Origin of the sequence: Mucilaginibacter terrigena (assembly GCF_004168255.1) — a bacterium.
In the GTDB taxonomy this organism is placed as follows: Bacteria; Bacteroidota; Bacteroidia; order Sphingobacteriales; family Sphingobacteriaceae; genus Mucilaginibacter; species Mucilaginibacter terrigena.
In genome coordinates this window covers 193,329-215,492 of record NZ_SEWG01000006.1, presented here as the reverse complement: position 1 = coordinate 215,492, position 22,164 = coordinate 193,329, and the positions used below count along the sequence as shown (strand labels likewise).

Below are 22,164 nucleotides of genomic sequence, written 5' to 3'. Positions count from 1 at the left end.
TATTGTACCGTTATTGCATCAAAGCATCTTTCGGATATATTTGTTGTTATGAAGCGTATATCGGTTACTCTTATCCTGTTTTTATCCTGTCACTTAGCTTTTTCACAAACATCGCCTCCGTCGGATATTGGCACCATACGGCAAAATTTAAAAAAGCTGAATGTGCTGGGAAGCGTGCTATACATTGCCGCCCACCCCGATGACGAGAACACCCGGCTGCTGGGCTACCTGGCGCAGGAAAAGCATTACCGAACCGGATACCTTTCGCTCACCCGCGGCGATGGCGGGCAAAACCTGATAGGTACCGAGCAGGGCGAACTTTTAGGCTTGATACGCACGCAGGAGCTTTTAGCCGCCCGCCGCATGGATGGTGCGGAGCAGTTTTTTAGCAGGGCGAATGATTTTGGCTTTTCTAAAAGCCCCGAAGAAACCCTGAAATTTTGGGATAAGGATAAAGTATTGGGCGATATGGTTTGGGTGATCCGTAACTTTAGGCCCGATGTAATGATCTGCCGTTTCCCAACAACCGGCGAGGGCGGCCACGGTAACCACACGGCTTCGGCAATTTTAGCGCAGGAAGCGTTTAGCGCCGCTGCCGACCCAAAACGTTATCCCGAACAGTTAAAATATGTTGGCGTATGGCAGGCCAAACGCTTGTTATGGAACACCTTTAACTTTGGCAATACCAACACTACAGCACCCGATCAGTTTAAGATAAACGTTGGAGGCTACAACCCTTTATTGGGCAAAAGCTATGGCGAGATAGCAGCCGAAAGCCGCAGTAACCACAAAACACAGGGCTTTGGCTCGGCCAGGCAGCGTGGCGATGCATTCGAATATTTTAAGACCATCCTTGGCGATGCCCCAAAAACCGACCTGATGGATGGCGTGGATGTTAGCTGGACCCGCACCCCATTTGGTACCCCTATAGCACAAAAAATCACTGCTATTACCAAAGCGTTTAATGATGATGCGCCTCAGGCATCGGTACCGGCATTAGTAGCTTTATTGGGCGATGTTGACCAAACGGTAGCTACTAACAAAGCGTTCCAAACCGTACGGTTAACCGAGGTGGCTAACTCGAGTTATGATTACTGGCATAAACAAAAGACAAAGGAGCTGAAAGACCTGATTGCCGCCTGCGCGGGATTGTGGTTTGAGAGTTATGCTAAAGAGCCCACTTATGCCGTAGGCGATAGCATGATCGTATTGAACCAAGTTATTAATAGAAGTGGTAAAGAACTAAGTGCTATAAACGTAAATAGCGGGGGCGCTTATGGCAGAGCAGTAGAAAGTATTGATAGCAATATGCCCTCAAATGAACTAAGATCGTTTAATTTTGAAATGAGACAGGATCAAACTCCTGTTAAGATAATTACACAGCCCTATTGGCTTACTGCCGCACATGGCATTGGTTCTTATACTTTACTAAGCGACACTTTGGCCGGCTATCCAGAAAACCCAGACGTGCTTAAAACCAAATTTTCATTTAGGATCGCTGGTAAAAACATTGTTTACTACAGGCCTATCCAATATAAATATGTTGACCCCGCTCGTGGCGAGATCTATCAGCCTTTAGAGATTACCCCACCGGTAACGGCCAACATTGCCGAAAAGGTTTACGCCTTCAACAATACCCAACCACAAACGGTGCAGATAAAACTAAAAAGCTTCACCACCGCAAGCGGTAGCATCAGTTTAAAACCCGTAGCGGGTTGGAAGATCAGTCCGGCAAAAATTGACTTTACCGGCAAAAACAAAGGCGACGAGTGGGCGGTAGCTTTTACCGTTTCGCCAACCGATACCAAAACCAATACGGCCGTTTTACAGGCGGATGTTATAGCCAACGGCAAAACCTTTTCGCAGGGATTATTGGATATCCGCTACAATCATATACCTGCCATCACTATCTTCCCGCCGGCGCAGGCCAGGTTGGTAAGCATCGATCTGAAAACAGCGGGCAAAAAAATCGGGTACATTGCCGGTGCAGGCGACCTTGTCCCGGATGCCTTACGCGAAGTGGGTTATGAGGTACACCAGCTTACCGAGAACGAAATTATTAATGGCGACCTTTCTGTTTATGACGCCATTGTAACCGGCGTACGCGCCTATAACGTAAACCAGCGCCTGGCTTATGAGCAGCCACGGTTGTTGGAATATGTATCAAATGGCGGCAATCTGGTAGTACAATACAACAACAACAATGGTTTGGTAACAAAACAAATTGGCCCGTATCCTTTTACAGTAGTTAACCAGCGGGTAACCGAAGAAGATGCAAAAGTTAGCTTTACCGATCCGCAAAACCCGGTGCTTAATTACCCAAATAAAATAACCGGCGCCGATTTTAATGATTGGACCCAGGAACGCGGCTTGTACTTTGTTAGCAATATTGACAGCCAGTACAGCGCGCCATTGCAAATGAACGATACCGGCATGGAGCCAAACAAGGGAGCGCTTATAGTTACCAACTTTGGCAAGGGCCGCTTTGTGTACACATCGCTGGCGTTTTTCAGAGAGCTGCCTGCAGGGGTGCCGGGCGCCTACCGTTTATTCATCAATTTGTTGAGCAAGCCTAAAAATTAACATGACGAACGAAGAGAAATTACAGGAAGCCTACGCAACTGCCAAAAACTACCCCGACCTTGCCGCTAAATTAGCCGCGGCGGGCATACAATCGTACGTGGTAGATGTGGCAACAAAAGCGATACTATACCGATTGAATGATGGTGTAACTATTTTGCATAATAATGGTACAGATGCCGTTGCAATAGCCCGCGATTTTAACCGCGAACTTGTGATAAAAGCTATACGGGATAACCAGCAGGGTAAAACCACTTACCCGCATTTTATGCAGGGTATAGCCGATGCAGGCGTGCGCATATACGAAGCTACCCTTACCGGCAGCAACAAACGGGTAAACTATATTGGCCTTGGCGGCTTTTACGAAGAGCAGATACCGGGTTAATTTTTGCTGAAATAAGCTGTTGATATAAACCAATTAATCACCTATTTTTGTTGCCATATAATTCAAATACTATGTCACATCATCATCACCCACAAAAAGAAGAAAAAAACTACGATTACGTATTTTACCTGGTTGCCTTAGTTAGCGGCTTGTTTGTAGGCGCAATTGTTGAAAGAGGCTTTATCTGGATCCCAGTGGGTGGTGTTTTCGGTTTATTAACCGCAGCCCTGTTCATAAAATTCCTGGTGAAAGGCCGTGAAGAGGTCTGATAATACCGACCTCCCATCTTTTATAAAAAACTGGAACCAGTTTTACGGTATCGTTATCGTATGGCTGGTTTTTTTAATTTTAGTATTTTGGCTCATCACAATATCTTTTGAATGAGCTTAACCGATTGGATAGTTTTAGGCAGTACCCTGCTTGCCATAGTTGCCTATGGCGTATGGAAAAGCGGCAGCAGTAAAAATATCGACCAATATTTGGGCAACCGGTCGCTGCCATGGTACCATGTTGGCCTATCGGTTATGGCTACGCAGGCCAGCGCCATCACCTTTTTATCGGCACCCGGCCAGGCCTATAGCGATGGGATGCGCTTTGTGCAGTTCTACTTCGGCCTGCCGCTGGCCATGATCGTGCTGTGCATCACTTTTGTACCCATATTTCACAAGCTTAAGGTTTACACTGCTTACGAGTTTTTAGAGCAGCGTTTCGACCTGAAGACACGCGCGCTCACATCAATTTTATTCCTGATACAACGCGGGCTATCTACCGCCATCACCATTTACGCGCCGGCTATTATCTTGTCGGGCATACTGCATATCAACACCACTTATACAACATTATTTATTGGGGGGCTGGTTTTGTTTTACACCGTTTATGGCGGGGCAAAGGCGGTATCGTACACGCAGTTGCTGCAAATGAGCATTATTTTTACCGGCATGTTTGCAGCAGGCGTTTTGGTAGTAATGCTGCTGCCGCAAAACGTAGGTTTTACCAAAGCCATTAAGCTGGCCGGCAACCTGGGCCGCATGAACGTTATCGACTGGAAGTTTGACCCGGATAACCGCTATAATATCTGGAGCGGTATCATCGGCGGCTTCTTCTTGCAGTTATCCTATTTCGGTACCGATCAGAGCCAGGTGGGCCGTTACTTAACCGGTAGTTCGGTAGGGCAAAGCAGGCTGGGCCTTATCATGAACGGGCTTATAAAAGTGCCCATGCAATTTTTAATACTACTATTAGGCGTACTGGTTTTTAGCTTTTACCAGTTTAACAGGCCGCCGGTATTTTTTAATAATTACGAAGTTGAGCAGGTTAAAAAAAGCCAATACGCGCCGCAGTTCAATCAGCTGGAAAAGCAATATAACGATGCCTTTGAGCTGAAAAGGGAAAAGACAGAAAGCCTTGTAAAAGCTTTTGACAGTAAGGATGCAAAGCAGATAACAGCAGCCAAAGCCAATTTAAAAGTTGCCGAAGCACAAACCGATACCTTGCGCAAAAGCGCTATCAGCATTATAAAAAAGAACAGCGGCAACGATAATGTGAACGATACCAATTACGTGTTCCTCACTTTTGTAACCCATTACCTGCCCCGCGGTTTAATAGGGCTGCTGATAGCCATAATCTTCCTGGCCTCGATGGGGTCAACCGCCAGCGGCCTTAACGCGCTGGCATCAACCACGGTTGTGGATATTTACAAACGTATCCTAAAACCCGGCGAAAGCGATCATAGCTACGTAACGGCATCGCGGCTGGCAACTGTGTTTTGGGGTTTGGTTTGTATCGGCATGGCCTTATACGCCAGCAAAATAGGCAACCTGTTAGAGGCGGTTAACCAATTAGGTTCGTACATATATGGTACAATTTTAGGCGTATTTATTGTGGCCTTTTATTTAAAGCGTATTAAAGGTACCCCGGTATTTATAGCCGCCGTTATTACCGAAATATTGATATGCATTATGGGCTATTATAATGCGGTAGCCTACCTGTGGCTAAATGCTATAGGCTGCATTGGGGTAATTATTATTGCCTGGGTACTAAATAAATTTATTAAGCCGGGTGCTGTTGTTTCAGGTAGCTCCTAAGGAGCTAAGCTATCTCTATTTAATCCTTTCTATAAACAGGGTGTCCCCGATGGGGCGGTACCATATGTTAATATTGGTGTATACCTTAATATCGGACACCGAATGCATAATGTTGAATGATGAAGTGGATTTAGGTGGTTCAATCCGTTATTTACCTTCACCTTATCAATTATAAAGTAACTCCGTAGGAGTTCCCTGTTTATAGAAAAGATAAACAACAACATTTAGCTCCATAGGAGCTTACTTAATATAAATAGTTTGACCGCACACAAGTAAAAGCACGTCAAAACAAACACATTTTCTTTTTTAGCATTAGTACTATAACACCGGTATGAAAGCTAAAAACAATGCATCCATTTACAGCGCGCGGGCGGCTAACCTGCTTATTGCGGTAACAAAATTTATCGCGGGGGGCTTTACCAACAGTTCGTCCATGATATCCGAAGGCATCCACTCTATGGTTGATACCGTTAACCAGGTATTGTTGCTTTACGGGTTAAAACAAAGCCGTAAAGCGCCGGATAATTCGCATCCGTTTGGTTATGGTAAAGAGCTTTACTTTTGGTCGTTCATAGTATCCATATTGATATTTGGTTTAGGCGGCGGCATATCAATATACCAGGGCATTAACCACATTATTAAGCCCGAAGAACTGGGCGATCCGTTTTGGAACTATATCGTCTTGGCATCTTCGTTCGTATTTGAGGGCGCATCACTGGTAATAGCTATTAAAGAATTTAATATGGTGCGTAACGGCCAAAGCTGGTGGAAAGCCATCGTAAAAAGCAAAGATCCATCCAGTTTTTTGGTTTTATTTGAGGATGGGGCAGCAGTGCTTGGCCTCACCATTGTATTTGTTTTTATGCTGATAGGCCATAATTACCATATGCCTTATATGGATGGTGTTGCATCTGTACTGGTGGGGCTGCTGTTGGTTTTTGTATCGGCCATACTGGCAAGAGAGAGCCGCAGCCTGTTAATGGGCGAAGGCGTTGGCCGCGATACACAGCATAAAATAAGGGTGATCGCAGAAAAAGACACGGCAGTTATACGGGTTGTAAATGTATTATCAACCTACCAGGCACCCGATGAAGTGGTATTAATGCTGATAGTAGAGTTTGACCCGGATATTGATACCGAAGATATAACCGCATCTATTGAGCGGGTACGGCTGGCTATTAAAACAGCATTTCCTTTGATAAAGCTTGTATTTGTGCAGCCACAAACGTATACCCGTATCCCCAGCAGTTTGTTCGAAATAAAAAAGCCTTAAACTTGTGGTTTAAGGCTTTCAAATATTTTGGTTGAATATTAGTTTTTTGCTTGTGCTATCACAGCCTCATTAAGGCGAACATACTCGTCGTCGTTACTTGCTTTGGCCAGTTTTACACCTTGTTGCGCGGTTGCAATAGCGGCAGCTTTATCGCCGGTTTTTAGCTGGATACGTGCTTTCCATAGTTTATACCATGGGCCGTTCGGCTCAAGTTTCTCTGCTTCTAAAACCCATTGCATAGCTTTTTTAAGGTCTTTATCGTTTTCGTAATAATACTGTATCGCATTAAAATACGGGCGTTTTTTTATGTCGCCCTGCATCAGCTTATCAATGTTAGCAGTTATCTGCGCGTCGTCGTCTGTTTGCATTTGTATAGGCACGGCAGTATGGTCCCACACCAGGTATAAGTCGGTAGTTTTTGTTGTAGAGTTGGCAAATTGTATGGTAAACGTTTCGCGTTTTTCTTTAACAGTTTTTGGCTTTACGGTAAAGCGTAAGTAGTCGTCTTCCTTTTTATAATCGTATGCGCCCCACTGTTTAGCGGTTTTATTTAATATGATAGTCCATGTGTTTTGCTCGGGTATACTGAACAGGGCATATGTACCTGCAGCTACTTTGTTGCCTTCAACCAAAACATTCTCGGTAAAGGTGATGGTAGTCGCGGCGTTTGCACCGGTACGCCAAACCTCGCCGTAAGGGTTTATACCGCCAAATATTTTACGCCCTTTAACGTTAGGGCGCGAGTAGGTAATGGTAATTTTTCCAAGTCCAAAATCCTGTATAAGGGTTTGGGTCGAACTGGCCTCGGGTATGCGTGGTTTTTCCTGCGCGTAAGTAGTTAAGGCTGCACATGCCAATAGCATGGCAAAAACATATATAAAAGGTTTTTTCATCATCATCATAATTACGAAGTTACTAATTGTAAGATGAATTTTTAGTGAAATATATGTTACAACGGCCGGGGGTAAAACCCCGTAAAAAATAAAAGCCCCCCAGACTTGCTCCGGGGGACTTTCAACCTAAACCTTATCACAATTAACCGGCAAGTTTGCCGGTATGCATGGCTTAGAACAAATACTATACCAAAATTTATAAATGTTTAAACTTGTTTTTAAATGTGTCGGTACGACGTAATAGGGCCAGTTTTTTAAAAACGGTACGGTTGCAATATCTGTATAACCTGTAGGGTGTCAGTTATATTATACAACAAACCTGACAGTTTAGCGCTGCTTTGCAACGTTTTTGCGCCGCAGATAATTATCCATCAGGAACAAACCCATCACAACATCAAAAAACAAAAACCCTTTAACAACAGGGCCTGTAAAATAATTGCTGATATGGGTAACCTTTATTTGGGTAACGTTTAGTTCCTGGGGCATTTTAAAGCCGCTGCCCGCCGACCAGTTTACAGCGCTTAGTACATATATTAACAGCACGGCCAGGCTTACCACAAAAAATGCCGCTATACCTGTAATAATGCGCTTATCAATAGCTGCCTTTAGTGGCTGCCTCGCGTTTTCGGTGCGTATGGTTTCCATTATGTTGTAGGTGAATGCCATAGATGGCTCATCCAGTTCCATCGCGGCAAATTCCGTATTCAACTGTAGCAACTCATTGTACTTTTTTTGGTATACCTCATCCTGTTCAATAAGTACAGCAATGGCCTTTTGCTCATCGGGCAGGCAGGTGCCATCAATGTAGTTCCAAAGTTTTTCTTCTATACTGTTCATATCAGTTCGTTAACTTCATGTTTTAAATTGCGCTCCAGCCTTTCTTTCAAACGCTGGCGTGCCCTAAATAGTTTTACCTTAACCGTGTTGGCCTCAATACCCATTGCCTGTGCAATTTCTTCAAGCGATTGCTCTCCTTTATAAAACATAGTTATAATAGTTGCATCATCGGGCAGTAGCTGCTCTATGGCCTGGTTTAGGTAATATGACCGCGATTTGTTCTCCACGTTATATTCATCGTAACCACTGGGCTTGCTTTCTATTTGTATATAACTTTCGTCATCATCAATAGAGGCAGTATCAACCCGCTTTTTCCGCAGAAACGTCATGGCAGTTGTATAAACAATACTATACAGCCATGTACTGAACTTTGATTGCTGCTGAAAAGATGATAACGACCGGTATGCCTTTATAAAGCAATCCTGCGCAATCTCTTCGGCATCCTCGCGGCCCTTTGCAAAACGTAAAGCAAGCGTAAATACAAAACGCTGGTGGCGTTTCACCAGGTCGGCATAGGCCGATTGGTTGCCACCAAGTGTTTGCTCTATTAATTCAATATCTGAAAGCTTGCTTTGCATATATACAACCTCTCTGACTACGTATCCGCAAGTTAGGTTACAGGTGATTTCGAATTTCGGATGTTCAATTCCGGATTTATGTAAATGTAGGGTTCTTTCAGGTTTATATAATGTATAAACACATTCGAAATTGAAAATTCAATATTCGAAATATTTTTTTGCCCCGGGTGTAACCTCCTTAAAAACCATGTGGTCATAGCTTACAAATACACCGTGGTGGTGGTTTTAAAACAGAAAAATTAACTTATTAAACTTAAAATATCATGGAAGCAGAATTTTTGATCCCAATATCCATTTCTCTGGGACTTTTCGCAATGATTTTCGGTATCTACTACATCAGGAACCGCGAACGCATGGCAATGATAGAACGTGGGATGGACCCACGCAGCTATAAAGCACAGCCGGCACCTTATCAAAATCTTAAATGGGGCTTATTGTTAATTGGGGCAGGCTTAGGTTTGTTTTTGGCCTACTTGCTTGACCGTACCGTTTTTGCAAACACCGAAAACAATAACGAGGCTATTTACTTTGGTTTGATAGCCATATTCGGCGGGCTTGGCCTAGTGCTTTCTTACCGTATCGAGAAGAAAGAACTTTATGATAACGATCACAAAAAAGATAATTAAGCGTTTAGCCTTAACAAAGCGGGTGTGGCAATTAGCCACACCCGCTTTTTATTTTAAATATTTTTGGTTGATAATGTTAAGATGGTAAATTTCGTGCCCGGCTGTCATGTAAACCAGGGCGGCCACTTTAACCAGTGCGCTGCCGCCTACGCCGCTGCAGGCCAGCTGCTCCCCGCTGAACGATCTGTATAAATACAAGGTGGCTTCGCGTACGGCTTTAAACTCATTGGCAAGGCTTTGTATGGTCCGGCTATTAAAATCCGTACTGTTTACATAAGTTTCCTGGTCAAAACTTGGTAACGAGATGTCCTCGCGCGAGAACACGAAAGCCCTGAACGAGAACACTCTTTCGGTATCTATCATGTGGCCAAGCAATTCCTTTAACGTCCACTTACCTTCGGCATAAGCATACATAGCTTGCTCATCGCTCATGTTATAAAACAGGTTGTGGGTTGATGCCTGGTTATCGGCCAATAACTGCAGTACATCCGCACCTTGGGGTACCGCGTTTACATATGCTGCAGCATAAGGGGGGTAATCGTTAGAGTTTGGCTTGCTTATCATACTTTATGGTTTTTAATACTATCCTGAATGTTGTGCCCTTACCCAGTTCAGATTCCTTTACAAAAATTTGCCCGTCGTGGTAATTCTGTATTATCCGCTTGGTTAGCGATAAGCCCAGCCCCCAGCCCCGCTGGCGTGTAGTGTACCCGGGTTGAAACACCGTATCGAATTTTGAGCGCGGTATGCCTTTACCACTATCTGTAATATCAATAAATATCAGTTTTTTTTGCTTGTTACCCGTTACCGATACCTTAATAGTACCGGTGTTTTGAATGGCGTTAACCGCGTTTTTCAGCAGGTTTTCCAATACCCAGTCAAACAGCGGGATGTTTAGCCCGGCAGTTAAACGGCGGTTACCGGTTAGCTCGAAGGTTATCCTGCTGCTTGCCCGTACCTTAAAATAATCTACAAAATCTTTCACCACTTCGTAAACCGGGTGTTCCTCCAGTTTTGGTTTCGATCCTATTTTCGAGAACCGGTCGGCAACTATTTCAAGGCGCCTTACATCGTTCTCCATTTCGGCCATCAGCGGGTCGTCCTCGGCATTAAATTTTTCTTTCATCACCTCTATCCAGGCCATTAGCGATGATATAGGCGTACCCAACTGGTGCGCGGTTTCTTTTGCCAAACCAACCCAAACCTGGTTCTGTTCTGATTTTCGGGAAGAGCTGAACGCCGTGTATGCAACTATCAGGAATATGGCAATAACTGAAAGCTGGATGTAAGGGAACATTTTTAACTGCGTTAGCAACGGCGAATCTTTGTAATAAACCAGCCAGGGCTCGTTAAAAACAGTTGTAAGCTTTATAGGCTCGTGCTGTTTTTTCATGTAGGCCAGTTCGTCCTTAAAGTATTGCAGGTCGAATTTCTTTTTTTGGGCCTTTTCTTCCTCCTTATCCATTTTGATAAATGTTTTGGTAGAATCGAGCCCGCGGGTAAACAAAAACTCGCCTTTGGCATCTGTAACAATGGCGGGTACAACCAGGCTATCCCGTACCGATAGTACATACGACAGGAAGTCGTTGTCGTACGTGTTGCCTATTTGCTTCATACTCAACGCCCAAACCTGTGCGCGCGTACGTTCGGACCGGGCAATGTTTCTTACCAGGTAGCTGGTATAAAAAACCGACCCGCTGGCAATAACCACGGCAAAGGCAAGCAAAAAATATTTCCAGCGGCGTTTTTGTTGGTACGGGTTCATAAACAGGTGCTCAAATAAAGGGATTTTTTTCCAGTCCGGCTCATTTTAAACCATCCTCAACCTGCTCTATCACTGCCGATAGCTCATCGGCGCGCTTGTCCCAGGTGTTGCTTTCGGCGGTCTTTAAACGGGCTTCGCGCTTTTGGGGCGTATCTCCGGCCATTTCAGCTAAAACATATTGCATGAACGTTTCTTTATCGTCGGTTATTTTTATCAGGTTTCTAAAATCGGCAATATCGCCAAAGTTTGTACTCACTACGGGCAGGCCTGCTGCCAGGTACTCGTTTATCTTCATGGGGTAAATGCCCTTTGTAAAATCATCTTTCACAAAAGGGATAATACCAACCGAGAAGGTTTGCAGGTAAGGCGGCAATTGCTCGGGCATTTTTGGCCCCTCAACTTTTACGTTGGGGTATTTGCGCAGGATGGCCTCGCCGCGCTCACTCAATATGCGCCCTACAAACACAAACTCGGCATCGGGCAGGCTGGTAAAAAGGTATTGCAGGATGTTATAGTCAGACCGATCATCAATAGTGCCTACATAACCAACCACTTTTTTGGTATGGTCGGGCGTGTTGTTAAAGCCTTTTTTAAACAGGTCAACCTTTACAGCGTTTTTCACAATAAAACATTGCTTACAAAAGTCTTTCTTACTATCATACAGCCCTTTTGAGGTTACAATAACAGCATCGGCCATTTTCATAAAGCCGGCTTCAAGCCGCAGCCCGTGCTTGCTTAGCCAGTATGGCGCGCCTTTTATCTCGTCATAACAATGGTAGATAAGCGTTTTTTCGTTAAAAGTGCGTCCGGTTATCAAACCCATGCCGGGGTTAAACGATGTAAAGTTGATCAGTTCGTCCTGCATGTCCAGCTTCTTCAGCGCCTTCTTTACACTTCGGCGCAGCAACCAGCCATTAAACTTTAACAGGTTATTATAAAGCATGCCGTTAGGCAAAAAATTTACCGGGAATACCAGCGGTGGGAAAAGGACATGCACTGTTCCGCCCTTATCCGTTTGGATGGTTTTTATACGGCTTTTTAAGCCAAACGCTTTTGCAAAATCTATTTTATCTTTATCGCTTACGCCTGCAATTGCATCCTTATAGGTGTAAGCATTCTCAACAAACAGTATTTTATTTTTGGCCGATAAAACCTTCATCAGCTCAACAACAGCCTTAATATAGTTACCGTTCCACTCGGTACCGCTTATGCACAATATATTACGGTTGTTGATCATACTGATAATATTTATTGCTAAACTAATAATAAACCTGTTGCTATTGAAAAAATTAGCACACCTAAAAAGAGCTAATGGTGCTGAATTATATGTTTTAACGCCTTTAAATTTCTGCAAAATTAATTTACCTTTAAAACGGTAAGTAAAACTGCTTTTTAGATAAAAACCCCTTATAAAATGTCTGATAATAAACTGTATGTTCATTATGGTTGTGGCCAAACAGCCCCGCAGGAATGGGCGAACTTTGATGTATCGCCAACACTGGTTATACAAAACACCCCCGTTGTAGGCTTTCTGCTTAAAAAAAGCCTGGGGCAGGTATTTGACAGGAATGTGCAGTATGGCGATATTACTAAAGGCTTACCCGGCATTAAAGATAACAGCGCCGACGGGGTGTATTGCTCGCATGTGCTGGAGCACATGTCGCTCGAACATTTCAGGATAGCTTTACGCAATACCTATAAAATGCTGAAACCCGGCGGCATATTCCGGATAATAATGCCCGACCTGGAAGTTTTGGTGCGCGATTACATCACCGATAAGGATGTAAAGCACGACCCGGAAGCATCTATAACGCTTATAAAAAGAATGATGATGGGCGTAGAGGTAAGGCCGCGCAGCTTTAAAGCGGTTACCAAGCATTTATTTGGATACCTGGAACACCTTTGGCTGTGGGACTGGGAATCGACAGAAAAGGAACTGCGCGATGCCGGGTTTACCAATATCCGCAGGTGCGAATTTAACGACTCGGCCGACCCCATGTTCAAATTGGTAGAGAACCCCAAACGATGGGAACTGGTTGTAAAATTTGAAGCTATAAAGTAGTTCCTCTATAAACCGAGCCATCCTTATCCAGGATGGCTTTTTGCATTATCCCTGTAAATAAAAGCAACCTTTAAACCCTTCTGGCGGTATAACGTATATAGCTGTAGTACTATATTATGTTTAAACATTTATTGCAACATCTAATTACCAATTACTTATATTAGTGTTGTTTAAAACCTTTATGGAAGCGATAGCAATTACCGATAGCCAGGCCATCACCACATTATTGGATGATGCGTATGTAAATCGTATCCATAATTTAAAACACAGTATAAAACTGGCTAACGAAGCCCTTTTGTTAAGCCGCAAAAACGATTACAAAATACTTATTGGCAAAAGCCTTAACCAGCTTTCGCTGTTCTACATGATCCGTGGCGCTTATAAACGCTCGGTGCAAATGGCTAAACAGGCCATTACCTATTTTGAAGATTTAAAAGATGAAAGAGGGGTAGCCGACGCCAAATACAACATTGCCGGCGCTTATTACAAAACCGATAATTACCACTTAGGCTTAATTTACCTGTTTGAAAGCCTTGCTACTTACCGCAAATTTGATGATTACCACAACCAGGCACGCACCCATAAATCATTAGGCACTATTTACGAGTACTTCGGCGACCGCAAGAACGCCATCCGCGCTTATGAGAACGCCATTGACGCCGCACGCAAGGTGAAGGATATTAACCTGGTATCAAATGTTTACAACCCGCTATCAGGCATCTATCTTAAACAGAAAAAAACAGCTAAGGCTTTGCGCATTATAGAACAATCTATTGCCATGAAAGCTAAAACCGGCGATATAAGGGGCCTTGCCTTTGCGCTGTACGGGCGGGGCAAGGTTTATACCGTTATGGGCCGTTTCCAGGAGGCCGAAAACGATCTGAAGAACGCTATAGAGATCCATATTAACGCCGGCGAAAAACTTGGATTGGGTATGGCTTATCATAAAATGGGCGCGTTGTATATCGAGATGGGCAAACTGGATAAAGCGCGAGATGTACTTAAAAAGGGCCATAGCTTTAGCACTAAATATAACATTGCCATTACCAAATTTAAATGCAGCTACCTGCTTTACAGGATCAGCAAAATGCAGGGCAAACTGGAAAGCTCACTGGCCTACCTGGAACTGTACCTGCACCAAAAAGAAGCAGTAATAAATACCCAAACCTTAAAGGTGATTGAGAATTACGAGCTTATTGCCAAAATGGAATCGATGGAGAAGGAAGCCCGGCTGCAAAAAGAACGGGCTGCCATTATGGAGAAACAGGAACGTGCCGAACAAGCCGCCCGCATGAAGCAGGACTTTCTATCGACGATGAGCCACGAGATCCGCACGCCGCTAAACGCGGTAACCACCATTACCTCGCTGCTTACCCAAAAGGCAGGAGAGCGCGAAGACGACCTGCTGGAATCGTTAAAATTTGCCTCGAACAACCTGTTGCTTGTTATAAACGATATACTTGATTTTACCAAACTTGATACCGGTAAAGTACAGATAGAAAGCGTGCCCTGTATGTTTAACGGGTTGCTTGGCCGCATTATTAAAACATACAACAGCCTTGCACATAAAAAAGGTATCCAACTGCTGCTAACAGGCGATACAACCTTGAACGAATGCTACGAACTTGATGAAACCAAGTTATCGCAAATATTGGGCAACCTGATTAGCAACGCCATTAAGTTTACCGACCATGGCCACGTAAAGGTTATTGTTGAAAAAGTGAACAGTGCCGGTGGGTTTGACGAATTAAAGTTTAGCGTTGCCGACACCGGATCGGGCATAAGCGAGGAGTTTTTTGACGAGATCTTTGAAAGTTTTTCGCAGCCTAAATCCATTACCACCCGCAAACAGGGCGGCACAGGTTTAGGGCTGGCCATTGTAAAAAAACTGACCGAACTTTATGGCAGTGAAGTTAAGGTTAAAAGCACCGTTGGCGTTGGGTCGGTATTTTCATTTACGCTTAAGCTAAAACCGGCAGATGCCCCCGGCAAAATAGCCGCAAAAACTTCGGCAGGCCTGCAGGGCAAAACGGTACTGTTAGCCGAAGATAATCTGATAAACGCCATGGTGGCCCGTAAGCTGCTATCAAACTGGGGCATTATATCTGAACATGCTGCCGATGGCCTGCAGGCGGTTGAAAAATCAAAAACCAAGGCCTTTGACTTTATTTTGATGGATATCCACATGCCCGAAATGAACGGGTTTGATGCTACGGCAAATATCCGCGAAGCACAAAACCCAAACGCCAAAACACCGGTGTTTGCCCTGACTGCTGATATTACCGCCGAAGGGAATAAAGAATACAAAGACTTTTTTACTGCTTTTTTACGCAAGCCCATAGAGATAGATAGGCTTTATGAAGCGCTGTTGCAGGCATCGGTATAAACAATAATAAATTACGCTTCCTTGCCGCATTTTGCTAATATTACATTTTCAAAAAACTACCGGCAATGAAACATTACGGCCTTATCGGGTTCCCGCTTTCGCATTCGTTTTCAAAAAAATATTTTACAGATAAGTTTGTAAACGATAAGATAGCCGATTGCACTTACGAGCTTTACCCGCTTGAAAACATCAGCGACCTGCCTAAACTGCTGCACGCCAACCCAAACCTTTGCGGCCTTAATGTAACCATACCCCATAAAGTAAGCGTTTTAAAATACCTGGACTGGATAGAGCAGGACGCCAAAGGCGCGGGTGCTGTTAACTGTATCCGCATTACATCCGAAAGCCCGCTGCAGGCAGCATTTTCGGGCGAGGTTGGCGTTGGCGGCCACGATTTTAGACTGGAAGGGTATAATACGGATATTTACGGGTTTGATATGTCGCTTAGCCCGCTGCTTACCGACAAACATGATACTGCCCTGATATTGGGAGATGGCGGGGCCGCCCGGGCCGTAAAATGTGTACTGGATAACAAGGGCATTACCTATAGCTGCGTAACCCGCAAACCTATCCCGGGCAATATCCTGTTCAGCGACCTTACCGCTAAACACATTGAAGAGAATAAACTCATCATCAATACCACCCCTTTGGGTACCTACCCCAATGTGAACGATTGCCCGCCTATTCCCTACGACGCCATAACCGATGACCATCTTTTGTTCGACCTGATATACAACCCGGAGGAAACCTTATTCCTTAAAAAAGGGGCAGAGCGCGGCGCCGCTATAAAAAACGGATATGAAATGTTAGTATTGCAGGCAGAAAAGGCCTGGGAGATATGGAATTCAAAAGCGAAGCACCCGTGAGATATTTTGCACTGTTTATAGTTGTACTGTTTATAGCTGCCTGTGGCGGCAGTGCCGACTATTCGCCGAAGCCGCGCGGTTATTTCCGCATCGTTTTCCCCGAAAAAGAGTACCAGCCATACACCGAGGGCTGCCCCTTTACTTTTGATTACCCTAAATATGGAAAGATAGAACCGGACAGGTCTGCCGGCGCAAAGCCATGCTGGCAAAATATCCAGTTCCCACAGTTTAATGCCACGCTCCATTTAAGCTACCAGCCTGTAACTTCAAAAAAAGAATTTAACGAACTGATAGAAGATGCGCATAAACTAAGCTTTAAACATACTGTAAAAGCAACATCAATTGATGAGGGCGTAATTGCTTATCCCGACCGCAAGGTTTACGGCATTTACTATACCATTGATGGTAATGCCGCCTCATCCGCCCAGTTCTTCCTTACAGATAGCACCAAACACTACCTGCGCGGCGCACTTTACTTTAACTCCGAGCCCCGCCTCGATTCGATACAACCCGTGCTTAATTTTATTAAAAAGGATGTGGACGTGATGATAAAAACGTTTAAGTGGAAATAAAGCAAGTCTCAAGCCGTAAGTCTTAAGTAGAAAGTCTTTTACTTCGGACTTAAGGCTTTAGACTTCGGGCTTATTAATCTACCTTTGCCTTATGGCTACCGTTCAAATATTTGCGAATAACCCCTACCAGGAAAACACCTACCTGCTATTTGACGAAACCGGCGAATGCGCCATTATTGACCCCGGCATGTACACCGCTGCCGAGCAAAACGCGGTAGTGGGTTTTATTAAGGATAATAACCTTAAACCTGTATTATTATTAAACACCCATTGCCATATCGACCATGTGCTGGGCAATAGATTTGTGTTCGATCAGTATGGTTTAAAACCGCAATTTCACATAGGCGAGTCAGAAGTATTGGCTGCTGTTGTAGCTTATGCGCCCTCAATGGGTTTCAGGTACGAGCCATCGCCACTGCCGGATGCTTACCTGCCAGAAACCGGCACCATCAAATTTGGCAATACCGGTTTAGAGCTAATATTTGCGCCCGGCCATTCGCCCGCGCATTTGTGCTTTTATGATAGGGCGGCAAATATCCTGATAGGTGGCGACGTATTGTTCAGAAACAGCATCGGCCGTACCGACCTGCCCGGGGGCAATTTTAGCACGCTGGTAAAAAGTATAGAAGAAAAACTTTTTACCCTGCCTGATGATTGTATAGTTTACCCCGGCCATGGCCCCGAAACAACCATAGGCTACGAAAAGCAAACTAACCCATATTTGTAAAGCAACAGCATTTGAACACCTCCGTCTACATAGCCAAAAGGTACCTGTTCTCTAAAAAACAGACCCACGCCATCAACATCATATCTGGGATTTCCATACTGGGGGTATTGGTTGGCAGCGCGGCATTGATCATCATCCTTTCGGTGTTTAACGGGCTGGAGAAAGTTATCTTATCGTTATACAGCAACTTTACACCCGAGCTAAAAATAGAGCCGCGCGTGGGTAAAACGTTTGACCCGCACGAGCCTTATTTTATAGCGCTGAGTAAAGATAAAAGTGTGGTTTCGTATACGCAGGTATTACAGGAAAAAGCGCTGATAAGATATGCCGACAGGTCGTTTATTGGCACCATAAAGGGAGTAAGCGATGATTTTTTAAAAGGGCGGCAACTGGATAGCACTATACAGTTCGGCTCGTTTACGCTAAAAGATAAGGGGCAAAACCTTGCTGTTATTGGCGCTACCGTGCAGGGCAACCTGGGTGTAAGCTTAAAAAACCAATTTGTATCACTGCAAATATTTTCGCCAAGGCGCAACGCGGGTAACTCGCCCGATCCGATGAACGATTTTGTCTTCCGGTCCATACATCCATCGGGGGTGTTTGGCATCCAGCAGGATTTTGACGATTTCATCATCACCCCTATCGAGTTTACCCGCGACCTGCTCGACGAGCCAAATAAGGTATCATCCATAGAAATAAATTATAAAAAAGGCACCGACCTTGCCGAAGCGCAGGAAGCGATACAGGAAAAAATTGGAAAAGATTTTACGGTACGCAACCGCAAAGAGCAAAACACCGAGCTTTATAAAACCATCAATTACGAGCGGTGGTCTATTTTTATGATCCTAACGTTTGTGCTCATCATCGCTATTTTCAACATCATAGGCTCGCTAACTATGCTGGTGATAGATAAGCGTAAAGACATTGCCATTTTAACCAGTTTGGGCGCCAATAAAAGGCTTATACAAGGGATCTTTTTTTTCGAAGGCATGATGATATCAGTGATAGGGTGCATAGCCGGCCTTTCCCTTGGGCTAATTATTTGTTTTATACAACAGCAGTTTGGCCTTATTAAAATGGGCTCGGCCATGTCTGTGCTGGACGCCTACCCTGTAGCCTTTAAATTGGGCGATATCGGCCTGGTGTTTTTAACGGTAACCATTATAGCGGTTATCGCCTCGGGCATCAGTTCCAGCTTAAGCGTTAAACGGCTTAACGAGATAAAGCAAGATCTGTAAGGGGTTAAAAGTTGCCTGTTCGCAGGTTGACTCACCCCCTCCCCCCTCTCTGCTGCGCAAAGAGGGGGGAGCTGAATATTCTTTTTTTTACCCTCTTTGCGCAGCAGAGAGGGTCGGCCAGCGAAGCGATGCCGGGGTGAGTAATTGCGGTGCGGCCTTTTTACTAACACAATTTTGCAGGCTATTTTCAATTCATTAGCTTTAACCATTACCTTCGCCAAATAAAATTCAAACTCATTCGCCTAAGCAGCGTTACTAAATACTATGGAATCTAAACGTCAGCAAAAATTTGCCGGGGTAATACAGCAGGACCTGGCCGCAATATTTCAACGCGAGGGGATGAATTATCTTCCGCATACACTGGTTACCATTACCAAGGTGCGGGTTACGCCCGATTTGGCCATCGCCCGTGTATTCCTCAGTTTTTTTAACAATACAGATAACCAAACCGCCCTGCAGGCCATAAAATTGCACGCATCAGAAATACGTTACAAACTTGGTGCCCGCATTAAAGACCAGGTGAGAATAATCCCCCAGCTGGAGTTTTTTGTTGATGATACCAGCGAATATGTAGAACGTATGGAGAAAATCTTCGATAAGATAAGCCACGAGCCACGCCAGCCCGATACCGAAGAGAATTAATACGCCATGCTTGCTACCGATAAATTAGCAGCTCATATCAAAGTCTGCCCCGTTGCCATAGGCAAATTGGTGGACTTTGACGCTAAAAGCGATAAGCTATACCCGCTTGACCTTACCGCGGCCAACACAGCATTAACCGAAGAACTGGTTGCCGATACTGCCTCGTTTAGCCGATGGATTGATAAAAAGCTTGCTGATAACCATTGCCGCTATGGCATTGGCGGCTACATGGAACACCGCACCATTTACACCCGCAGCACCTTATTTGATACCGAAGACGAACCCCGCCGCCTGCACCTGGGTGTAGATATCTGGGGCGAGGCGGGCACACCGGTATATTCCCCACTGGAAGGAACGGTACACAGCTTTGCCGATAACGATAACTTTGGCGATTATGGCCCTACCATCATTTTACAGCATAACCTGGATGGCCTTACAATGTATAGCTTATACGGGCATTTAAGCCGCGAAAGCCTGGCTGGCTTAGCGGATGGGCAAGCCATCAACACAAACCAGCAGATAGCCACTTTAGGCAACGCTACCGAAAACGGGCGCTGGCCGCCACATCTGCACTTTCAGCTGATGCTGGATATTGGAGATGCGCAGGGCGATTACCCCGGCGTTGGCCGCTACTCGCGCAAAGCGGAATACCTGATGAATATCCCCGATCCGAATTTGATATTGCGATTTTCGGGATTCCCGGTTACTTCCGTTTAATTAAGTAATAAGCGTGAATATAATTGATCTGGATAGTTTTTATTTTACTGAAACCTATCCTGTCAACTTTTAGTGTAACGCCAAAGTCTTTGGTTTCTTTGGTAAAAACCAATTTATCATCCGGCAGTACATAAGCATCAGACGACTGCTTATTAAGAGTGCTATAGGCCTTTATTGCTTTAGCATCTATCAAGCTATCCAAATATGGCCGTATATTAAAAGATGTCGTTTGGTTGTTTAACTGCAACGTATAAATACCATCGCCGTTACCTATTTTCTTTATTGCAATGCCATCAACCGTATAGGCAGCCGTGTCGCTACCGGTTCCGTAAATATCCACCATGTAATCATAGTTTCTAACCGTATGCACATCATCTATCCTGTTTGCGAAGGTATATCCGTTAATTTTTGCGGGCGCATCTACCTCATCCTCATCTCCTCCATATTGAGAAAACGGACCTAACCCCAACCGCTTTTTGGCCCATTCTAATTTTGCATAGCGCAGCTCATAATCAGACATGCTTCCTATCCTGATCACGCTCCCCGTGTATTTTATTTTTGATAGCGAATCCGACACTTTGCCCAGGTCCTCTTTAAAATAGGGCTGAAGGGACGTAAGATCGTGTTTAGCGATAAGGTAATCTAAAGTAGCCACGGCTTTGTTACCATCCTTTCTGCTGATCTTCACACTGTCAACCGGCGTAAGTCTGCCATCCTTAAAAGCATTATTCTTTTTAAATACCTCTACCAGTACCCGCCTTTGCGAAAACATGGATACCCGGAAAGCGCTTTGAGGGCCGTAGATAGAAAAGAGTGTTACTATTGATAACGAAATTGGGATCAGCTTAATGTTCTGCTTTTTTGTGACTAAAAAATAAATTGTGATAAACAGCAGCCAGCAGGCCAGCAATATCAAAAAGTAGCGCATCTCGGTAATACCATAACGAAACACACGGGTACCCGCTGCGGTAAATAATAAACCAAGCAAGGGTATCAGTAAAAAGTAAAAGCTGCGCGTGTAGGTTTTAAGCCATTTGTTTTCTTCCTGTTCGCGTATGGGGTAAACAAGCAATAGCGATAATATCCCAAAAACGGCGTAACCTAATATCAGATGCGACACCATGCCTTTGGGCAGTTGCCATTGCACCAGGATTTTTATTTCATAAGCCAGCAGTATAGCTACATAAACCGTAGCCAGCGGAATCAAAACATACTGCGTAAATACTTTTAACCCTTTAGGATAGCTAAAATCCTCATCCAGCCCATGAATATCAGCGGGCACCCCCGAAAGAAAGAACAGGGTGCTGAACATGCCGACTATCCACGCCCACAAAATGGCAAAGGTATCCCACTCAAATTTAAAATTGAACAAAAAGTTCATGGCGCCAATAGCTGCGGCAAGGCCCAGAAATAAAACTGCGCTATATAAGGCACTGGTTAAAAATCGTAAAAAAAGCGTTTTGTTAAATTGCCAAAAGCCCTGTATGTGCCCTTTAACGGTAAAGGCAGCAAAAGCAACCAGCAGGTGAAACGACAAGCTGAACAGAAAGAACCTGATGTAATCAGATTCGCGCTCGCCGGGGTTTATAATAAATATCAACAGGATAGCCAATACTGCCGCAGTAAGCCTTAGCAGCATTTTTTTACTGCCGGTTATACCCTTGCTCTCGCTGTATAACGATGCCGATAAGCTAAGCAGCAACCCTAAGTTGGCTATCATTATGGTGCGCGCGCACCAGCTTTCGTTGACGCGGTTTAGTAACGTTAATTCAATTTTAACGGTACCGGCTATAGTACCTGCCAGTGCGAACAGTACTTCGAACGGGAAACGTTTGATAGTGATAAGCGCACCCTGGGCCAGGTTTTTAACTGATGGAAATTTCATTAGGCTTGGTTTAGTTAGCACAATGTAACAAATAATACATAAATACTT

Annotated in this window: 21 protein-coding genes; 14 read left to right on the top strand and 7 right to left on the bottom strand. The window is 44.4% G+C overall.

Annotated elements, in window-relative coordinates; all coding sequences use genetic code 11:
• Positions 1-48: 48 nt before the first annotated feature.
• From EWM62_RS16065 to EWM62_RS16045, 5 genes are all read left to right on the top strand, one after another.
• On the top strand, positions 49-2,583 hold the full coding sequence (locus EWM62_RS16065) for a PIG-L family deacetylase (protein WP_129877695.1): 2,535 nt from the start codon (positions 49-51) through the stop codon (positions 2,581-2,583).
• A gap of 1 nt (position 2,584) precedes the next feature.
• On the top strand, positions 2,585-2,965 hold the full coding sequence (locus EWM62_RS16060; RefSeq protein WP_129877694.1) for a DUF1398 family protein: 381 nt from the start codon (positions 2,585-2,587) through the stop codon (positions 2,963-2,965).
• 71 nt (positions 2,966-3,036) lie between these two features.
• Complete coding sequence (locus EWM62_RS16055) at positions 3,037-3,234, top strand: hypothetical protein (protein WP_129877693.1); 198 nt, start codon at positions 3,037-3,039, stop codon at positions 3,232-3,234.
• A 111-nt stretch (positions 3,235-3,345) separates the two neighbouring features.
• Positions 3,346-5,049 (top strand): sodium:solute symporter, encoded by a 1,704-nt coding sequence (locus tag EWM62_RS16050; protein WP_129877692.1) that lies wholly within the window; start codon positions 3,346-3,348, stop codon positions 5,047-5,049.
• A gap of 331 nt (positions 5,050-5,380) precedes the next feature.
• A complete protein-coding gene (locus EWM62_RS16045; protein WP_129877691.1) occupies positions 5,381-6,322 on the top strand; it encodes a cation diffusion facilitator family transporter in 942 nt (313 codons plus the stop codon).
• A gap of 38 nt (positions 6,323-6,360) precedes the next feature.
• Here the strand turns inward: EWM62_RS16045 and EWM62_RS16040 are convergent, their stop codons facing one another.
• From EWM62_RS16040 to EWM62_RS16030, 3 genes are all read right to left on the bottom strand, one after another.
• A complete protein-coding gene (locus EWM62_RS16040; protein WP_238989369.1) occupies positions 6,361-7,218 on the bottom strand; it encodes a DUF2911 domain-containing protein in 858 nt (285 codons plus the stop codon).
• Positions 7,219-7,542: 324 nt separating this feature from the next.
• Positions 7,543-8,052 (bottom strand): hypothetical protein, encoded by a 510-nt coding sequence (locus EWM62_RS16035; protein WP_129877690.1) that lies wholly within the window; start codon positions 8,050-8,052, stop codon positions 7,543-7,545.
• The gene (locus EWM62_RS16030) at positions 8,049-8,630 is read right to left on the bottom strand and encodes an RNA polymerase sigma factor (RefSeq protein ID WP_129877689.1); all 582 of its coding nucleotides are present in this window, start codon (positions 8,628-8,630) and stop codon (positions 8,049-8,051) included. Before EWM62_RS16030 ends, EWM62_RS16035 begins: the two co-directional genes overlap by 4 nt.
• 263 nt (positions 8,631-8,893) lie before the next feature.
• Here EWM62_RS16030 and EWM62_RS16025 point away from each other — a divergent pair, with 263 nt between their 5' ends.
• The gene (locus tag EWM62_RS16025) at positions 8,894-9,256 is read left to right on the top strand and encodes a DUF6249 domain-containing protein (RefSeq protein WP_317127822.1); all 363 of its coding nucleotides are present in this window, start codon (positions 8,894-8,896) and stop codon (positions 9,254-9,256) included.
• Positions 9,257-9,304: 48 nt separating this feature from the next.
• Here EWM62_RS16025 and EWM62_RS16020 read toward each other — a convergent pair whose 3' ends face one another.
• The 3 genes from EWM62_RS16020 to EWM62_RS16010 are packed head-to-tail and all read right to left on the bottom strand — an operon-like array spanning position 9,305 to position 12,258.
• Entirely contained in the window at positions 9,305-9,820 is a 516-nt protein-coding gene (locus EWM62_RS16020; protein ID WP_129877687.1) for a DinB family protein, read from the bottom strand.
• A complete protein-coding gene (locus tag EWM62_RS16015) occupies positions 9,798-11,021 on the bottom strand; it encodes a sensor histidine kinase (protein ID WP_129877686.1) in 1,224 nt (407 codons plus the stop codon). The genes EWM62_RS16020 and EWM62_RS16015 overlap by 23 nt, the downstream gene beginning before the upstream one ends.
• A gap of 40 nt (positions 11,022-11,061) precedes the next feature.
• The gene (locus EWM62_RS16010) at positions 11,062-12,258 is read right to left on the bottom strand and encodes a glycosyltransferase (RefSeq protein ID WP_162499858.1); all 1,197 of its coding nucleotides are present in this window, start codon (positions 12,256-12,258) and stop codon (positions 11,062-11,064) included.
• A 177-nt stretch (positions 12,259-12,435) separates the two neighbouring features.
• On the opposite strand from EWM62_RS16010, the gene EWM62_RS16005 reads away from it, so the two are divergent.
• The 8 genes from EWM62_RS16005 to EWM62_RS15970 all read left to right on the top strand — a co-directional run bounded on the left by EWM62_RS16005 (position 12,436) and on the right by EWM62_RS15970 (position 20,231).
• The gene (locus EWM62_RS16005) at positions 12,436-13,083 is read left to right on the top strand and encodes a class I SAM-dependent methyltransferase (protein ID WP_203235063.1); all 648 of its coding nucleotides are present in this window, start codon (positions 12,436-12,438) and stop codon (positions 13,081-13,083) included.
• 181 nt (positions 13,084-13,264) lie between these two features.
• Complete coding sequence (locus EWM62_RS16000) at positions 13,265-15,469, top strand: tetratricopeptide repeat-containing hybrid sensor histidine kinase/response regulator (RefSeq protein ID WP_129877684.1); 2,205 nt, start codon at positions 13,265-13,267, stop codon at positions 15,467-15,469.
• 65 nt (positions 15,470-15,534) lie between these two features.
• The gene (locus EWM62_RS15995; protein WP_129877683.1) at positions 15,535-16,335 is read left to right on the top strand and encodes a shikimate dehydrogenase family protein; all 801 of its coding nucleotides are present in this window, start codon (positions 15,535-15,537) and stop codon (positions 16,333-16,335) included.
• Positions 16,308-16,907, top strand: coding sequence for a gliding motility lipoprotein GldD (gene gldD / locus EWM62_RS15990; RefSeq protein ID WP_129877682.1), 600 nt, complete (start codon positions 16,308-16,310; stop codon positions 16,905-16,907). The genes EWM62_RS15995 and gldD overlap by 28 nt, the downstream gene beginning before the upstream one ends.
• Before the next feature lie 91 nt (positions 16,908-16,998).
• The gene (locus EWM62_RS15985) at positions 16,999-17,634 is read left to right on the top strand and encodes an MBL fold metallo-hydrolase (RefSeq protein ID WP_129877681.1); all 636 of its coding nucleotides are present in this window, start codon (positions 16,999-17,001) and stop codon (positions 17,632-17,634) included.
• 11 nt (positions 17,635-17,645) lie between these two features.
• The gene (locus tag EWM62_RS15980) at positions 17,646-18,872 is read left to right on the top strand and encodes an FtsX-like permease family protein (RefSeq protein WP_129877680.1); all 1,227 of its coding nucleotides are present in this window, start codon (positions 17,646-17,648) and stop codon (positions 18,870-18,872) included.
• Between the two features lie 264 nt (positions 18,873-19,136).
• Complete coding sequence (gene rbfA, locus EWM62_RS15975) at positions 19,137-19,514, top strand: 30S ribosome-binding factor RbfA (protein WP_129877679.1); 378 nt, start codon at positions 19,137-19,139, stop codon at positions 19,512-19,514.
• 6 nt (positions 19,515-19,520) lie between these two features.
• Positions 19,521-20,231, top strand: coding sequence for a peptidoglycan DD-metalloendopeptidase family protein (locus EWM62_RS15970; protein WP_129877678.1), 711 nt, complete (start codon positions 19,521-19,523; stop codon positions 20,229-20,231).
• Here the strand turns inward: EWM62_RS15970 and EWM62_RS15965 are convergent.
• A complete protein-coding gene (locus EWM62_RS15965) occupies positions 20,218-22,116 on the bottom strand; it encodes a DUF4153 domain-containing protein (RefSeq protein ID WP_129877677.1) in 1,899 nt (632 codons plus the stop codon). The two genes, EWM62_RS15970 and EWM62_RS15965, sit on opposite strands and share 14 nt — an antisense overlap.
• Positions 22,117-22,164 lie beyond the last annotated feature (48 nt).